The sequence below is a fragment of the Bacteroides sp. FSHCM14E1 genome (genome assembly GCF_019633785.1).
Taxonomy (GTDB): domain Bacteria; phylum Bacteroidota; class Bacteroidia; order Bacteroidales; family Bacteroidaceae; genus Bacteroides; species Bacteroides hominis.
The window spans coordinates 157,400-175,125 of the sequence record NZ_JADKYL010000011.1 but is presented as its reverse complement, the minus strand read 5'-3'; the positions used below and the strand labels follow the sequence as shown (position 1 = coordinate 175,125).

Below are 17,726 nucleotides of genomic sequence, written 5' to 3'. Positions count from 1 at the left end.
CATCAAACTGGGAATGGCAGGAAAGAGGAAAGCATGTGGATGGGATGAGAAAATAAGAGATAAAGTCATTGGTATTGAAAAAATATAGAAAATGATAAGATGTTATACTTATTGAGCGTCCGCCCTGGCTCTTTCATACCCCGCCTTCTTCTCATACAAAAAACACGTTTCGATCTTCCATCTTCCACCTTTTAGAATGCATATCGTTGATTGTGAGATGTATAGATTGATGGAAGATGCGGTTTTTATACCATTTATCTTCCACCCCCATCTTCCATCTTCCACCCGCTGTTTTAGGGGAAATTTCAGTAGTAACTGTTTGGAAAACAAATGGATATATCCAATTTCTTATCCGTTTATCTCTCTAAAAGCATTTCATTTCCCTTACTCTCTTTAGTGCAAATGGTCGGATCTTTATCTCAGCCCGGGTATGCGGGCTCATCGGCCCGGATATACGGGCTCATCAGCCCGGGCATGTGGGCTCATCAGCCCAGGTATGCGGGATGGGATAAAGAGTTGTATGATAATGGTTAATCTGCTGGATTTCTTCGGTAATAGTCGGTCGGATTCTTTCTTAAAAAAGAAACAACAAAGCACTGCTTCCACATCGCTGTGTGCGAATGGAAGTTTTTTTGTGTGTGGGGGGGGGCAAGGGAAGAAGACGGTTGTTAAATGAAAGAGCCATGCTCCCACTATTACAATAACGGAGAAGAGTGGGCAGACTCAGCCTCATCCGAGATTCTTTATCGCCCGAAATTCTTTTGGAGAGATACCTGTATTCTTCTTAAAGAAATGTGTCAAATAGGATTGATCCGGAAAATGCAGTTGCTCAGCTATCTCTGTTACAGATAGACGGGGTTCATTCAACAGTACCTTTATTTCAGCCACCAACTGTTCATCAATAAGCTGCTTGGGTTTCTTTCCATCTAAATGCCGAACTGTAATTTTATGCAGGTAACGAGACGATATACAAAGTTTTCCGGCATAAAAAGCTACCTGATGTTCATGCATACTATATTCGCGGATCAATTGCATAAACCGGTGGCAGAGTAATTGAGTACGGCTATATTGCTTGCTGACAGCCAACTTTTCCGGAATCGTATTAAACAGCCACATGAGCAAACTTTGCAAAAAATTGTGCTCTTGTTGTCCTCTGAACTGCGGCATCAATTCGGTAAACAACATTTGTGCCATATCCATCCACAAATTGATCTGGCGCCAAGTCTTCTGACTTCGTTCGTCAGCAGTATGACGGTAACAGGGATGTTCGTGAGTATAATTAAAGTAGGGTGTATCAATAGGTAACATGGCATTTAGAAATGCTTCTTTAGGAAACATCAACATTTTCACCTGCAAATCCTCGGAAGCTTCAAGCACTTGTAGCAGGCTACCGGTCAGGAAGATCAGTTCTGTCTGTTCATTAAATATATATTTCTGCACACCGGTAGAGACAATGGCTTCCCCCCGCGTACAAATCAGATAGATACCACACCGGAAATGATATGGAGTCGATATCAAAGAAGTCAGATCGGTCTCTTCATATCGGATCGTTTTCGTATCGGCAAGCAATTGGTCTGTTTTCATAAAAGTCTGTTTTAGGCAACAAATGTAGGTTTATTTTTTGTATTCGGACTATTTTGTTCTGAAAACAACATATTTTGTACAGATTAGCCTACGTCCGGTTCCTAACAAATGAAGTAATTTTGCGACTGTATTGATCAAAGAGAATAGCAATGACTGACAGACAGAATTCCAGACGGTTCTTATTATTATTTTTAGGTGTATTAAGTGCCTTCGGTCCTTTTATAATGGATATGTATTTGCCTACCCTGCCGGCTATGGCAGATTTTTTCCAGACTTCATCTTCCATGGTACAATTAGGACTCACAACCAGTATGATTGGTTTGGCTGCCGGACAATTAATCTTCGGTCCCCTGAGTGACAAGTACGGACGGCGTTCTCCATTACTTCTGGCTATGATTCTGTTCCTGCTCGCTACGCTGGGATGTATCTTTTCACACACCATTTCACTATTTGTGCTATCCCGATTCTTACAAGGCATTGCCGGAGCAGGTGGCGTCGTGATTTCCCGCTCCATAGCTACCGACGAGTATTCGGGACACCAACTGGCCGGCATGCTCGCCATTATCGGGGGAATAAATGGAATTGCTACAGTCGTTGCCCCCATCGGAGGAGGTATTCTGGCCCAGATAACAGGCTGGCAAGGCATTTTTATCTGCTTATTCCTTATGGGAGTGGCTCTCCTATCCGGAAGTCTGCACCTGAATGAGTCACTTCCGACAGAACACAGACAGGCTGTGAGTTGGCAAGCCCTATACCATCGTTTTGGGGAAGTCCTCCGCAACCGCCGTTATGTAGGCTACGTCCTGCAATATGGCTTTACCATGGGAATATTGTTTGCCAATATCTCTTCTGCACCATTCATCATGCAGCAACACTACGGACTCTCTCCCCTATCGTTCAGCCTCTGCTTTGGAATCAATGCGATAGCAATGGTTATCTCTTCAGCAATATCGATAAAATTGCCTACTATGGAACGGGCTTTATATATAGGAAGCCGGGGCATGTTGTTAGTATCTGCGCTGTCAATGGTGTTCTTGCCTCTGGGTTGTGATTTTTGGATCTACGAGTTATTGATCTTCGCTCTACTCTCCATGATTGGCATGACTTTTACGGCATCCAACACGTTAGCCATGGAGTGTGAGCGACGGAATGCAGGCATTGCTTCGGCACTTTTGGGAGCCACCGGGTTTGCATTCGGAGGTATCGTATCGCCCCTGGTAAGTTTAGGAGATATGATGACCTCTACCGGAATATTGTTTTTAGCAGGTTCTGTTTGTACCTATGCGTGCACGCGATATGTATTGTCACGATCCGCTCAGCCCTCCGGACTGCTATATCATTGAAAGCTTTCACATTCAAATATCTTTTCCTGACAAACGTCAAAAGGAAGTTCCAAATCCAATACGACTTACAGAAGATAAAGTCGAAGCGTAGCATAAATTACAATTCACCTATAAACAGACCTTTAACTGCCCAAACATTAGTTTAAAAGCAAAAGGTCCTTCCTTTAAAACCAATGCCCCTTCGGTTTTAAACCAATGATTCCCTTCCTTTAAACCACCTATAGGAACTCTGCACAAATCACACTTATACATTCGATCGCCCAGGGGGAAGAAGTATTTTATCTATACATATCTATTTTCAAAACACAAAGAAGAGATAACCGAAACGGAAAATGTATTGTCTACACTCAGCAGTTTAGAATAGCAGTCCTCCTACCCCGTAATAACGAGCCGAAAAACAAAAAGACGAATCAATCCACACATAAGTTCTTTCGTTTTACATTTATATTCTCTACCTTTGTACACTGAATCAATCAATTACTAAAATTCTAACCCAAGCCGCATGAAAGCATTTTTTCATTTATCATTTATTCTTTTATTCGTATTCACAGCCTGTACGTCTGCCCCCAAGCAGACAACCACTGATTACACACAATATGTAAACCCATTTATCGGAACAGACTTCACCGGTAACACATATCCCGGAGCGCAAGCACCTTTCGGCATGGTTCAGCTTAGTCCGGACAACGGACTGCCCGGCTGGGACCGCATTTCAGGATATTTCTATCCCGACAGCACAATTGCCGGGTTCAGCCATACTCATCTTTCGGGTACGGGAGCCGGAGACTTATATGACATTTCGTTTATGCCTGTCACCTTGCCCTACAAAGAAGCAGAAGCTCCGTTGGGCGTCTACTCCAAATTTTCCCATCAGGACGAAAGCGCCACGGCAGGATATTATCAGGTACTGCTGAAAGATTATGGAATCAATGTAGAATTGACAGCCACCGAACGGTGTGGCATTCAGCGTTACACTTTTCCCGAAGCGAAAGCCGCTATCTTCCTCAACCTGAAAAAGGCTATGAACTGGGACTTCACCAACGACTCTCACATAGAAGTAATAGATTCGGTGACTATTCAGGGATATCGCTTTTCCGACGGATGGGCACGAAATCAACACGTATACTTCCGCACCCGCTTCTCCAAGCCTTTTGCTGCCGTACAGATGGATACTACCGCCATTATGAAAGACGGTAAACGAATAGGTACCGCTACTGTAGCCCGTTTCGACTTTGACACGGAAGACGGTGAACAGATTCTTGTCAATACAGCACTGTCAGGCGTAAGCATGGAAGGTGCCGCCAAGAACCTGACAGCTGAAGTGCCTGAAAATGATTTTGAAAAATACCGTGAGGCTGCCCGTGACAACTGGAATAGGCAGCTCTCTAAAATAGAAATCAAAGGTGACAACAAAGACGACCGGGTAAACTTCTACACTGCGATGTACCACAGTATGCTTGCCCCCACCATCTACAGCGATGTGGACGGTGCTTACTACGGACCGGATAAAAAGATACATCAAGCAGACGGATGGGTGAACTACAGCACTTTCTCACTGTGGGATACATATCGTGCCGCACATCCTCTGTTTACGTATACCGAACCGGAACGAGTGAACGACATGGTGAAATCATTTCTTGCATTCTACGAACAGAACGGGCGTTTACCGGTCTGGAACTTTTATGGAAGTGAAACCGACATGATGATCGGTTATCATGCCGTTCCCGTAATTGTGGATGCTTATTTAAAAGGTATAGGCAATTTCGATCCCGAAAAAGCACTGGAAGCCTGTGTAGTTACCGCCAATCTGGACAACTATCGCGGAATAGGTGCTTACAAAAAACTGGGCTATGTCCCCTTCAATGAAAAAGACAGTTATAATGCCGAAAACTGGTCATTGTCTAAAACACTGGAATATGCCTACGATGATCACTGCATAGCCCGTATGGCAGAAAAACTGGGAAAGAAAGAGATTGCGGACGAATTTTATAAGCGGTCGCAGAATTATCGCAATGTGTATAACCCTGCCACCTCGTTTATGCAGCCACGTGATGACAAAGGAGAATTCCAGAAAGGTTTTGAAGCAGACGCTTATACTCCTCACATCTGTGAAAGCAACGGCTGGCAATACTTCTGGTCAGTACAACACGATGTAGACGGACTGATCAGCCTGGTCGGAGGAAAAGAACGCTTTACCCAAAAGCTGGACAGCATGTTCACCTTCCATCCCTCGGCTGATGACGAACTTCCTCTGTTCAGCACCGGAATGATCGGACAATACGCACACGGCAATGAACCCAGCCACCACGTCATCTACTTATACAATGCAGTAGGTCAGCCTTGGAAGACTCAGGAGTATGTAGCCAAAGTGATGAACGAACTTTATCAGAACACTCCTGCCGGACTTTGTGGTAATGAAGACTGCGGGCAAATGTCTGCCTGGTATGTATTCAGCGCTATGGGATTCTATCCCGTCGATCCGATAAGCGGTAAATATGAGATAGGCACTCCCCTTTTCCCGGAAATACAAATGCACCTCGGCAACGGAAAAACATTCACTGTCAAAGCTCCCGCAGTCAACAAGGAAAACATTTATATCCTGTCAACCAAGTTGAATGGGAAGCCCTATGATAAGAGTTATATTACACATGAACAGATCATGAGTGGTGCAACCCTTGAATTTGAGATGGGGAAAAAGAGGTAATCTGTAGCTAAAAAGATGGACGATACATTTGACATAACCTACAAAGCACTGTTTCGCAAATACTATCCGAACCTGATATTCTACGCCACCCGCCTGGTGGGTGACGAAGAAGCAGAAGACGTGGTTCAAGACGTATTTGTGGAACTGTGGAGACGAAAAGACTCCATGGTGATAGGTGACCAAATCCAGGCCTTCCTTTACCGGGCGGTATATACCCGGGCGCTGAATGTGCTGAAACATCGCAGTATAGAGGATGGATACTGCGCCGCTGTGGAAGAAATCAACCAGAAACGGGCTGAATTCTACCAACCGGACAACAACGAAGTTATCCGGCGAATAGAAGACCGTGAATTGCGGAACGAAATCTACGAAGCCATCAATGAACTGCCGGACAAATGTAAGGAGGTATTCAAACTGAGCTACCTGCACGAAATGAAAAACAAAGAGATAGCTGACGTAATGGGAGTATCTTTACGCACGGTAGAAGCCCACATGTACAAGGCGCTGAAGTTCTTACGCAGCCGTCTTAGCCATTTATGGCTTTTATTCCTATTATTTTTTATCAAATAGATAAGTGTTTTTAAAGAATTAGTTGTTTCTATTATATAATGAAAAAGAAAAGATGAATAATCTGAGCGAAGAAATATTGATGAGATATCTGACGGGCGAATGTTCTGACGAAGATTTTGCCAGAGTAAACGCTTGGATCAAGGAATCAGATGACAATGCCCGCCGACTTTTCCGGATGGAGGAGGTATATCATCTGGGCAGACACGACAGCTTCCCGGATCAGAAAAGAACAGCCCGGGCAGAAGCACGACTATGCAAAAAGCTGGCTCAGGAGGAGGCACATAGCCGCAAAGTTATCAGAATGCACCAATGGATGCGATATGCAGCCATCATCGTACTGGCTTTGATGGTCGGTGCCGGAGGCGGATATTTATATTACCAGGCTGACCCCACCCGGGATATGATAACAGCTTCATCTACGGACGGAAAAGTGAAGGAAATAGTACTGCCCGATGGCAGTAAGGTATGGCTGAATCAGTCGGCAACGCTGAGGTATCCACGAGAGTTCTCCAATACCGAAAGAGATGTATTCCTTGACGGAGAAGCCTACTTTGAGGTCACTAAAAACCGCCAATGTCCTTTCATCGTAGAAAGTGAAGCAATGCGCATCAAAGTATTGGGCACGACTTTCAACTTCAAGTGTGACAAAAGCCACAAACTGGCGGAAGCGACATTAATCGAAGGAGAAATAGAGGTTAAAGGCAACAATGAGGAAGGAATGATCATCCTTTCGCCGGGACAAAAAGCCGAACTGAATAAAACAACCCGCCGACTGGTAGTGAAGCAGGTAGATGCCAAACTGGATGCCGTATGGCACAATGACCTGATTCCGTTTGAACAAGCCGATATCTTTGCCATCACCCGGACACTGGAACGTTTTTATGATGTGAAGATCATTCTCTCACCCGATATAAAGTCAGACAAAACTTATTCGGGTGTACTGAAAAAGAAAGATAATATAGAGTCTGTACTCCAATCACTGGACAACTCTATACCAATCAGTTATAAGATCGTGGGAGATAATATTTTTATTTCTTCACGTAACAAGTAAACAACTAATTAAAATAAACATATAGTACCATGAGATTTAGAACATTCCTGGCGGGATGTTTAGGAGGCTTATTGTCTCTGAACTCCTGCACAAACTCGCCGGACATGACTGATTATGCAGCCTATGTCAACCCATTTATCGGTACCGGCGGACACGGCCACACTTTTCCGGGCGCTATCCTGCCCCATGGCATGATTTCACCCAGCCCGGACACCCGTATAGATGGGTGGGACGCTTGTTCGGGCTATTACTATGCAGACTCTACCATCAACGGATTTTCACACACCCACCTGAGCGGAACCGGTTGTTGTGACTATGGGGATGTGCTGCTGATGCCTACGGTAGGCGAACAGAAATATCTCCCAACAGGTTCACAGAGCCAGAAGATGGCTTATGCTTCCAGCTTTTCACACCAGAACGAGACTGCCGAACCGGGCTATTACTCCGTTTTCCTGGACACCTATCAGGTAAAGGCCGAACTAACTGCAACCAAACGGGCAGCCATCCACAGATACACTTTCCCGGAAAGTAGAGAAGCCGGATTCATCCTCGATTTTGACTATAGCCTGCAACGACAGACCAATAAAGAGATGGAGATAGAAGTCATCAGCCCTACCGAAATTTGTGGACGAAAGAAAACAATGTACTGGGCCTTCGACCAATACATCAACTTTTATGCAAAATTCTCAAAACCTTTCACTTATACACTGGTAACCGACTCGATGGCGCTTGACGAAGGAGGTAAATTACTGCCGACCTGCAAAGCACTGCTACACTTTAACACGGCAAAAGACGAACAAGTATTTGTAAAAGTCGGAATATCCGCCGTGGATATAGAAGGCGCACGCAAAAATGTGGAAGCAGAAATACCCGATTGGGACTTTGACGGAGTACGTAAGGAAGCACGCAAAGCATGGAACAAAACTTTGTCGAAGATAGATATCACCACGAATGACAAGGATGATAAGACCATTTTCTACACCGCACTTTATCACACTGCCGTCAGCCCAAACCTGTTTACAGATGTAGACGGACGCTATCTGGGCATGGACCTACAAGTACATCAAGGTGACACGCTTAATCCGATGTATACCATCTTCTCACTGTGGGATACTTTCCGTGCACTTCATCCGTTGATGACCATTATCGATCCGGACCTGAACAATGACTTTATACGTTCTCTGATCAAAAAGCAACAGGAAGGTGGGATTTTCCCGATGTGGGACATGGCTTCCAATTATACCGGTACAATGATTGGCTACCATGCTGTTCCTGTTATTGTAGATGCGTATATGAAAGGTGACCGCAACTTCGATATTCAGGAGGCTTATCGTGCGTGTGTACGTGCGGCTGAATATGATACGACAGGAATCAAATGTCCTGCCCTGGTGCTGCCTCACTTGATGCCGAAAGCAAAATATTATAAAAACTCGATCGGTTACGTGCCATGCGACCGCGAAAACGAATCGGTTGCCAAAGCATTAGAATATGCTTATGATGACTGGTGCATTTCAATCTTTGCCGATGCACTGAATGACTATGACACCCGGGATAAATATGCCCGCTTTGCGAAAGCTTATGAATTCTACTTCGACCCGGAAACCCGTTTTATGCGGGGACTGGACAGTAAGGGGGAATGGCGCACTCCGTTCAACCCACGTTCATCTACTCACCGCAACGACGACTATTGCGAAGGAACTGCCTGGCAGTGGACCTGGTTTGTCCCCCACGATATCGAAGGTTTGGTGAAACTGATGGGAGGTGAAGATGCCTTTGTCGGCAAACTGGATTCTCTGTTTACCGCCGACTCCTCACTGGAGGGCGAAACGATCTCTTCGGATATCAGCGGACTGATCGGCCAATATGCACATGGAAATGAACCAAGCCATCACGTGATTCACATGTACAACTACGTGAACCGCCCATGGCGAACTCAGGAATTGGTAGACAGTGTATACCGCAGTCAATATGCCAATACCGTAGACGGACTATCGGGTAATGAAGATTGCGGCCAAATGTCCGCTTGGTATGTACTGAACTCCATGGGATTCTATCAGGTATGTCCTGGTAAACCGGTTTATTCCATAGGACGCCCTGCATTTGACAAAGCTGTGGTCAATCTGCCTGATGGAAAGAAATTTATAGTAATAGCCAAGAATAACTCTAAAAAGAATAAGTATATCAAAAGCATGAAGCTGAACGGGGAACCGCTGGAAAAGCCTTTCTTCACACATGATGACATTGTGGCGGGAAGTACACTGGAAATTGAGATGACAGATCGGCGACCGCAACCCTAATCTCTCTCAGGAAGAGGGAACAGAGAGGGTGTGTCAAAACTCACCACAGAGGACACAGAGTAGCACAGAGGTGATTTAAGTTACTGATTATTAGCAAAAAGCTCTGCGATACTCTGTGTTACTCCGTGGTAAAAAGAGTTTTAACACAGCCCCATGTAATCATAGTAGATAGAAATTACATAATATTCATTTAATAAAAAAGGTCCGGAGCTATATCAAAAGCCTTTTCACCACAGGGTCGCACGGAGTGTTCATATGAATCATCCATGACTTTGCTTTTGCTCTGTGTCTTCTGTGGCAAGATTTGACACGTCTCCGAGACCTCTTATTCACACCATGAAAAAAATTCTTTTGACCGCTTGCCTTGTAGCTTGCTCATTGATGGCTAAGGCCAAAGACTGGACCCAATATGTTAACCCCTTGATGGGAACACAGTCCTCTTTCGAGTTATCAACCGGGAACACTTATCCCGCCATTGCCCGCCCGTGGGGAATGAATTTCTGGACACCACAAACCGGTAAGATGGGAGACGGATGGCAATATACGTACACAGCCAACAAAATCAAGGGATTCAAACAAACCCATCAACCCAGTCCTTGGATCAACGATTACGGGCAGTTCTCCATCATGCCCATAACAGGCAAACCGGAGTTTGACGAAGAAAAACGTGCCAGTTGGTTCAGTCACAAAGGCGAGGTTGCCACTCCGGCCTATTATAAAGTATACTTGGCCGAACATGATGTCGTGACCGAAATGACCCCGACGGAGCGTGCAGTCCTGTTCCGCTTCACTTTTCCCGAAAACGAGCATTCGTACGTTGTTGTAGATGCTTTCGACAAGGGTTCTTACGTAAAAGTAATTCCGGAAGAAAATAAAATCATCGGCTATACCACCCGTAACAGTGGCGGAGTACCCGAGAACTTCAAAAATTACTTTGTCATCGAGTTCGATAAGCCTTTCTCTTACAAAGGCACTTTCGCTGATAAAAAACTGGAAGAAGGCAGTCTGGAACAGAAAGCCGATCATACCGGAGCTGTCATCGGTTTCCGCACCCGGAAAGGCGAAATCGTACATGCCCGCATAGCCTCTTCGTTCATCAGTTTCGAACAAGCGACTCAGAATCTGCAAGAGTTAGGCAACGACTCCTTTGAACAACTGGTACAGAAAGGGAATGATGCCTGGAATCATGTATTGGGCAAAATAGAAGTAGAAGGCGGCAATCTGGATCAGTACCGTACATTCTACTCCTGTCTTTACCGTTCTCTCCTGTTTCCCCGTAAATTCTATGAACTGACAGCGGACGGTCAACCGATTCATTATAGTCCCTACAACGGTCAGGTGCTTCCCGGATATATGTACACCGATACCGGATTTTGGGATACATTCCGTTGCTTGTTCCCATTCCTGAACCTGATGTATCCTTCGGTAAACAAAGAGATACAGGAGGGACTCATCAACACGTACAAAGAAAGCGGCTTCTTCCCGGAATGGGCAAGTCCCGGACATAGAGGCTGCATGGTTGGCAATAATTCGGCATCAGTACTGGCAGATGCTTATCTGAAAGGAGTGAAGGTAGATGATGTGAAGACCCTGTACGAGGGATTGATTCACGGTACGAAAAACGTGCATCCGGAGGTCTCTTCTACCGGACGTCTGGGCTATCAATATTACAACAAACTGGGGTATGTCCCTTATGATGTGAAAATCAATGAGAACACCGCCCGTACATTGGAGTATGCCTATGATGACTGGTGTATCTATCAATTGGGTAAAGCATTGAACCGCCCCCAAAAAGAAATCGAACAGTTTGCCAAACGTGCCATGAATTACCGGAATGTATTCGACAAAAAAAGCAAACTGATGCGTGGCCGCAATGAAAACGGACAGTTCCAGTCACCGTTCTCTCCGCTGAAATGGGGTGATGCTTTTACAGAAGGCAACAGTTGGCATTATTCCTGGTCGGTATTTCATGACCCGCAAGGCCTGATCGATCTGATGGGAGGTAAAAAGATGTTTATCACAATGCTCGATTCCGTATTTGCCGTTCCGCCGGTGTTCGATGACAGTTATTACGGACAAGTGATTCATGAGATTCGTGAAATGACAGTGATGAATATGGGCAACTATGCGCATGGCAACCAACCGATACAACACATGATTTACCTGTATAACTATGCCGGACAACCTTGGAAAGCACAATACTGGCTTCGTCAGGTGATGGACCGCATGTATACTCCGGGACCTGACGGCTATTGCGGTGACGAGGACAACGGGCAGACGTCTGCCTGGTACGTATTCTCCGCACTCGGATTTTATCCCGTATGTCCGGGTACAGACGAGTATGTCTTAGGAGCTCCCCTTTTCAAGAAGGCAACTCTGCATTTTGAGAACGGCAATAATCTCGTGATAGATGCACCGGACAACAGTAAAGAAAACCTGTACATTGAATCGCTCCGTATGAATGGAAAGGAATCATCACGGAACTATTTGAAGCACGACGATTTGCTGAAAGGTGGAATCCTTGAGTTCAAGATGGGATCACAGCCTAATCTCAACAGAGGTATTAGCGAAGAAGACGCTCCGTATTCATTCTCAAAAGAGAAATAAGCAACTCCACTTGTCTTAGAGGCAGTCGATCCACCTCCATTTAAATGGTGGATCGACTCAACCCAATGGGAATGCCCCTACTCATTAGGCTGAATATCCTCCTACTCATTAAACTGAGTCGCCCCCATCCCATAATAAAGGGGAGAAAAGCCCCCTTCGAAAGTCCCTCCTAAATAAATCTCAAAAAAGTCAGCAACTGAAGTAAGTGTTTCTTTCGGGATACTTGTTTTATTAACATCAAGGGCACAAAAGCCACTTGATTTATATTATAAATACCATGCTTAAACCTTGTATGTTTTTAAAGTTAACTAATTAATTTAATTATAGTCAATGAAAAACAAAACTCTGTTTCAAAGACCCAAGCTGCTCAAAGCATCGCTGGTTATTCTTTTGGCTGCTGCTCCTATTCAGTGGTCATTCGCACAATTCACATTTTCGACTCCCCGCACTACATTGGGGCAAGTGATCAAGACAGTGCAATCCCAATCTAAGTATCAATTCTTTTATGACGATCAATCGTCGAACATGCCGATTGAGAATCTGGAAGTAAAGAATGTAAGTCTGGAACAACTGCTGAACACTGCACTTAAAGGCAAAAACCTGACATACAAAATCGAAGATAACATTGTTTATCTGTCTCAGGCTGCCAAACAGCAGGATCCGGCACAAACCCCGATCAAACGGCAGGTCAGCGGTACGGTTGTAGATGCCAACGGCGAAGCACTGATCGGTGTAAACGTATCCGTAAAAGGTACCAGCACAGGAGCCATTACCGATTTGGAAGGTAAATACACCCTGACGGTCAACGATCCGAAAGCTGAAATCGTATTCTCCTATATCGGATACAAACAACAAGTACTGCCTGCAAAGGAAAGCATCCTGAACGTAACCATGAGTGAAGATACCCAGATGATCAGTGAAGTGGTTGTGACAGCTTTAGGTATCAAACGTGAAAAGAAAATGTTGGGATACGCCGTACAGGAAATCAAAGGTGACCAACTGAACCAGACCGGAGACCCTTCGGTTACCAGTGCATTGCAAGGTAAAGTAGCCGGTCTGCAAATGAACACGGCCGGTACAGGTCTTGGCGGTTCTACCAAGATCACGATTCGTGGTAACTCTTCTCTGGCTGACAACAACCAACCACTCTGGATTGTAGACGGTGTGCCGTTTAGCGATAACAATAACTCGGATGCTACTTACTACGGCGGTGTTGACCGCGGTGGTTCTTCCGTCGATATCAACCCCGAAGACATCGAATCGATTTCTGTACTGAAAGGTCCGAATGCCGCCGCTCTTTACGGTTCACGTGCCGGTAACGGTGTTATCTTAGTTACTACTAAGAAAGGCAGCAAGAAAGACGGTTTCGGAGTGCGCTATAGCGGTAACTTCACTTGGAGTCAAGTAGCCGAAACCCTCGAGATGCAGGATCGCTATGGACAGGGACACATTGTGACCCAGGATGAGAACAAGAATCCGCTGTCTCAATATTACGCGAAATATGATCCGACAGACTCCTCAAGCTGGGGACCGGTATTGGACGGAAGCATGCAGAAAGCCTGGAACGGCGACACATATGCTTTCTCCAAATACGGAAACAAACTGAAAGATTATTTCGATACCGGCTTCGCACAGAACCACAATGTATCTGTAAGTAACGTTACAGACAAATCACATTTCCGCGCTTCTTTTGGTAGTTCAAACAACAAAGGCGTATTCCCGAACGAAAAACTGAACCGAATCAACCTTGACCTGAATGCCGGAATGGAAATGAACAAGTATCTTTCTATGGATGGAAAGATTTCACTTTCACGCACCAAAGCAGAAGACCGCCCCTATTTCGGTACATACGGAGCCATCGCTCAATTGATGGGTATTCCTAACAATATCCGTCTGGACGATCTGAAACAATACTCCACAGCCGACAATGCACACGTGAACTGGACAGGTCCTACTGCCGGTATCCGCAATCCTTATTACGTTCTGAACCAACGCCACAACTCTGACGAACGTTGGAGAGCCTTCGGTTATTATGGAATGAAAATCAACTTTACCGACTGGTTGCACCTATCCGCCAAGTATGCATTCGACTATTATCGTACCCGAATCGAAGAAACTAATGCGGGTGACGGTATCAACGGCGAAAGCAGTATCAAAGATATCACAGACGATGAAATGAACCGTGAAGAACAGAACTTCTTCGAATCGAACGCGGAAATTGTATTGATGGGTGACAAACAATTGACGGACAATTTCCGTCTGGGCTTCACTGTAGGCGGTAACTTCATGTACCAGAACTACGAGTCACTGAATGCCGGTGTACGCAATATGCTTGATAAAGGACAGTGGATTTTCAATGCAGCCAATATGCTGAACACAGCGGGAGAAACGGGCCATGAACGTGCTACTAACTCTGTTTTCGGATCTCTGCAACTCTCCTGGAAAGAGTATCTGTCACTGGACCTGACTGCCCGCAACGACTGGTCGTCCACACTGCCAAAGAAGAACAACTCTTTCTTCTATCCGTCTGCCAATTTGAGTTTCGTCGTGTCTGATTTTGTTCGTTCACTGGACAAGACATTACCAAACTGGTTAACTTTTGCCAAAGTACGTCTGTCCGCAGCACAAGTAGGTAAGGATACAGATCCGTATCAACTGTATAACACCTACGGATTCAAGTTCGAAAAGGGTGAACTGATCCCAAGCAAATCGAACGTGAAGATGAACGACCAACTGAAACCGGAAATCTCTTCATCCTACGAAGCAGGTCTGGATATGAAGTTCCTCAACAACCGTCTGGGATTTGACTTTACCTATTATTACAGCCGTACGAAAAACCAGATCATGAAAGTGCCTGCCGCAGCTCCTTGGAGTGGCGGGAAATGGGTAAATGCAGGTTTAATTACCAACAAAGGTTTCGAAATGATGATTTACTCGACACCGGTACAACTGAAAGACTTCTCTTTCGACTTAAATGTCAATCTGGCCAAAAACGTATCGAACGTAGAGAAACTGGCTGAAGGTGTAGATTACATCTACTTCAACGGTGACTCAAACTTCCCGATCAACGTAGGTGCACGTCCGGGTCATAAACTGGGTGAAATTTATGCTAAGACCCTTTACAAACGTGACGAACAGGGCAACATCATCATCAACAAAGAAAACGGTCTGCCTATGACTACTACTGACGCTGACGAACGCCTGGCAAAACCCATCGGAAATATCCAACCCAACTTGCTGATGTCCGTATCTCCGTCATTCACCTACAAAGGCTTTACACTATCGGCCATGTTCGATATGAAATTCGGCGGTGACATCATCTCTATTTCTGAAATGAACGCTACAGGCTCAGGTATGGCCAAACGTACCATGAATCGTGGTGAAAGCGACAACTTCATGATGATATTCCCCGGAGTATATGAAGACGGAACGCCGAATACCCAAAAGATTTCAGCTTCCAACTATTACGGTGCTTTGAACGCGGAAGACTTTATCTATGACGCTTCTTTCATCAAACTGAAAGAATTGGCTATCGGCTATACGTTCCCTAAAAGCATGTTGAAAAAGACACCGATCAACTCGCTGAATGTATCATTCGTGGCACGCAACCTGGCTTATCTGTTGAAACACACTCCGGGAACAAGTCCTGAAGGTGGTTACGATACGACCATGTTCTCACAGGCCATCGACTTTATGGCCGTACCTTATACCCGTACATTCGGATTCTCAGTTAACCTTGGTTTCTAATTTTATAAATAAAGATATAGTATGAAATTCAAAATATATAAATCACTTGCCATGTGCACCCTCCTCTTAGGACTGGCTGCATGTAATGATTTCGAAGAAATGAATACCGACCCCTATGCGCCGGTATACGATCCGGAAATAATCGGTGCCACCCCCGACGGAATCGATATTGACTACGAACTGACACCAAGCGCGCTGAAAAGCCTTCAAGGAACGGAAAGTGCCATCGGTTCAGTATTTGCCAACCTAACTTACGAAGGAGTGTATAACGACTATCAGGTTACTACCAATCTGACCCATGACATCTACGCCGCTTACTTTGCAAACAATGTCAGCGGATTCGTAACCAACTCACCTACTTACGGATATAACGACGGATGGTCCAAAAAACGTTGGGAACACTTCTACGATAATCGTACAGTAGAAGAGTACAGCCAGTTGATCAAAACATTCTGGTTCTGTGGAAAGGAACGCTATCATAACGCATTCTATATCACCCGCATCTACTACGCATTCTTGATCTCTATGCAGACAGACACTTATGGAGCCATTCCATTGGAATACTACGTAAAGGGTGCAATGCCTACAGACGAAAATGTGAAGTATATGGATCAGAAAGATGTATATGACGTCATCTTTAAGATGCTCGACCAAGCCATCACTGCACTCCATAACACCCCATCTGCCGCACAATACAGCTTGGGTGAAAACGATAAGTGCTTTGGAGGTGACAAAGACAAATGGCTTCGTTTTGCCAATACCCTTCGCTTACGATTGGCACTGCGTGTATCGAATGTAGATCCTCAACTGGCTAAAGAACAGGGTGAGAAAGCAATGACTGATCCTGCCGGATTGATGCAAAACGATGACGACAACATGAAGCAGACTCCCAAGTATTCATACATAACGGGTGGCAACGAAAACATCTACACACTTCTGTACAACTGGAGTGCCAACGTAGTGTTATCCAAAGAAATGGAAAGAGCTTACAAAGAACAATCCACCATTCTCGACCCGCGTTGCGAAATCTTGTGGTGGAGACCGACTGCCCTTGAAAATCTTAATCTAACCGAACCCAAAGAGGATATGACGAAAGATTTCAATGGTTGTGAAAATGGTGAAACTTCATTGGGAGGTAGCTATACAACCACTTATTCTCCGAGTCGCGTATTCATCAAGCAAGACCAGAAGAAACTCGACCGTAAACATTGGTGGTGCTACGCACGTGAAATTGTATGGCTGGGTTACTCCGAGAGTTTATTCCTTCGGGCAGAAGCCGCTCTCCGCGGATGGGCAGGTGCAAATGGAACAGCTGAAGAATTATATAAGGAAGGCATCGAAGCTTCCTTCAACTACTATCAGATTGGCGCTGACGAAGAAGGTCAGGAGAAGATCAACAAGTATATGGAAGGACTGAAAGGATTACAAGCTTTCAAGAGTGGTGACAGAGAAGCACAACTGGAGCAGATCATCACCCAGAAATGGATTGCCGTATATCCGAATGGCAATGAAGGGTGGGCAGAGTTCCGCCGTACAGACTATCCCCGCTACATGAAAACACCTAAAGGAGACAACAACTCAGGGGGTGAAGTCGCAAACGGCAAGTTCATCAAACGCCTGAGATACCCGGATAGCGAAGTGTCCAACCCGAACCGTCCGAAAGATGTAGATACACAAGGAACTCGTTTATGGTGGGACGTAGCCGACACCAATGATGATGGAGGCAATTACGTTACTCCAAACAATTTCCGCTAAACAACGAGATTAATATTCATGCACTGACAATAGATTAGGTTACACAAGAGAAACAGGGAGCCCGAGAT

At 45.1% G+C, this 17,726-nt stretch carries 9 protein-coding genes; 8 read left to right on the top strand and 1 reads right to left on the bottom strand.

The window, feature by feature from the left end:
• Window positions 1-729 precede the first annotated feature (729 nt).
• The gene (locus ISX59_RS16430) at window positions 730-1,584 is read right to left on the bottom strand and encodes an AraC family transcriptional regulator (protein ID WP_122329818.1); all 855 of its coding nucleotides are present in this window, start codon (window positions 1,582-1,584) and stop codon (window positions 730-732) included.
• Window positions 1,585-1,733: 149 nt separating this feature from the next.
• Here ISX59_RS16430 and ISX59_RS16425 point away from each other — a divergent pair, with 149 nt between their 5' ends.
• The 8 genes from ISX59_RS16425 to ISX59_RS16390 all read left to right on the top strand — a co-directional run bounded on the left by ISX59_RS16425 (window position 1,734) and on the right by ISX59_RS16390 (window position 17,658).
• Window positions 1,734-2,927: a multidrug effflux MFS transporter gene (locus tag ISX59_RS16425; RefSeq protein WP_065739788.1), complete on the top strand. Its 1,194-nt coding sequence runs from the start codon at window positions 1,734-1,736 to the stop codon at window positions 2,925-2,927.
• A gap of 502 nt (window positions 2,928-3,429) precedes the next feature.
• Window positions 3,430-5,631: a GH92 family glycosyl hydrolase gene (locus ISX59_RS16420; RefSeq protein ID WP_005810451.1), complete on the top strand. Its 2,202-nt coding sequence runs from the start codon at window positions 3,430-3,432 to the stop codon at window positions 5,629-5,631.
• Between the two features lie 15 nt (window positions 5,632-5,646).
• Window positions 5,647-6,201, top strand: coding sequence for an RNA polymerase sigma-70 factor (locus ISX59_RS16415; RefSeq protein ID WP_005775460.1), 555 nt, complete (start codon window positions 5,647-5,649; stop codon window positions 6,199-6,201).
• A 52-nt stretch (window positions 6,202-6,253) separates the two neighbouring features.
• Window positions 6,254-7,252: a FecR family protein gene (locus ISX59_RS16410; protein ID WP_220576074.1), complete on the top strand. Its 999-nt coding sequence runs from the start codon at window positions 6,254-6,256 to the stop codon at window positions 7,250-7,252.
• Between the two features lie 29 nt (window positions 7,253-7,281).
• Window positions 7,282-9,549, top strand: a complete 2,268-nt coding sequence (locus tag ISX59_RS16405; protein ID WP_005775458.1) for a GH92 family glycosyl hydrolase — start codon at window positions 7,282-7,284, stop codon at window positions 9,547-9,549.
• A 336-nt stretch (window positions 9,550-9,885) separates the two neighbouring features.
• Window positions 9,886-12,156 (top strand): GH92 family glycosyl hydrolase, encoded by a 2,271-nt coding sequence (locus ISX59_RS16400; RefSeq protein WP_005810459.1) that lies wholly within the window; start codon window positions 9,886-9,888, stop codon window positions 12,154-12,156.
• Between the two features lie 330 nt (window positions 12,157-12,486).
• Entirely contained in the window at window positions 12,487-15,903 is a 3,417-nt protein-coding gene (locus tag ISX59_RS16395) for a SusC/RagA family TonB-linked outer membrane protein (RefSeq protein ID WP_005810462.1), read from the top strand.
• A 21-nt stretch (window positions 15,904-15,924) separates the two neighbouring features.
• Window positions 15,925-17,658, top strand: coding sequence for a SusD/RagB family nutrient-binding outer membrane lipoprotein (locus tag ISX59_RS16390; protein WP_220576073.1), 1,734 nt, complete (start codon window positions 15,925-15,927; stop codon window positions 17,656-17,658).
• Window positions 17,659-17,726 lie beyond the last annotated feature (68 nt).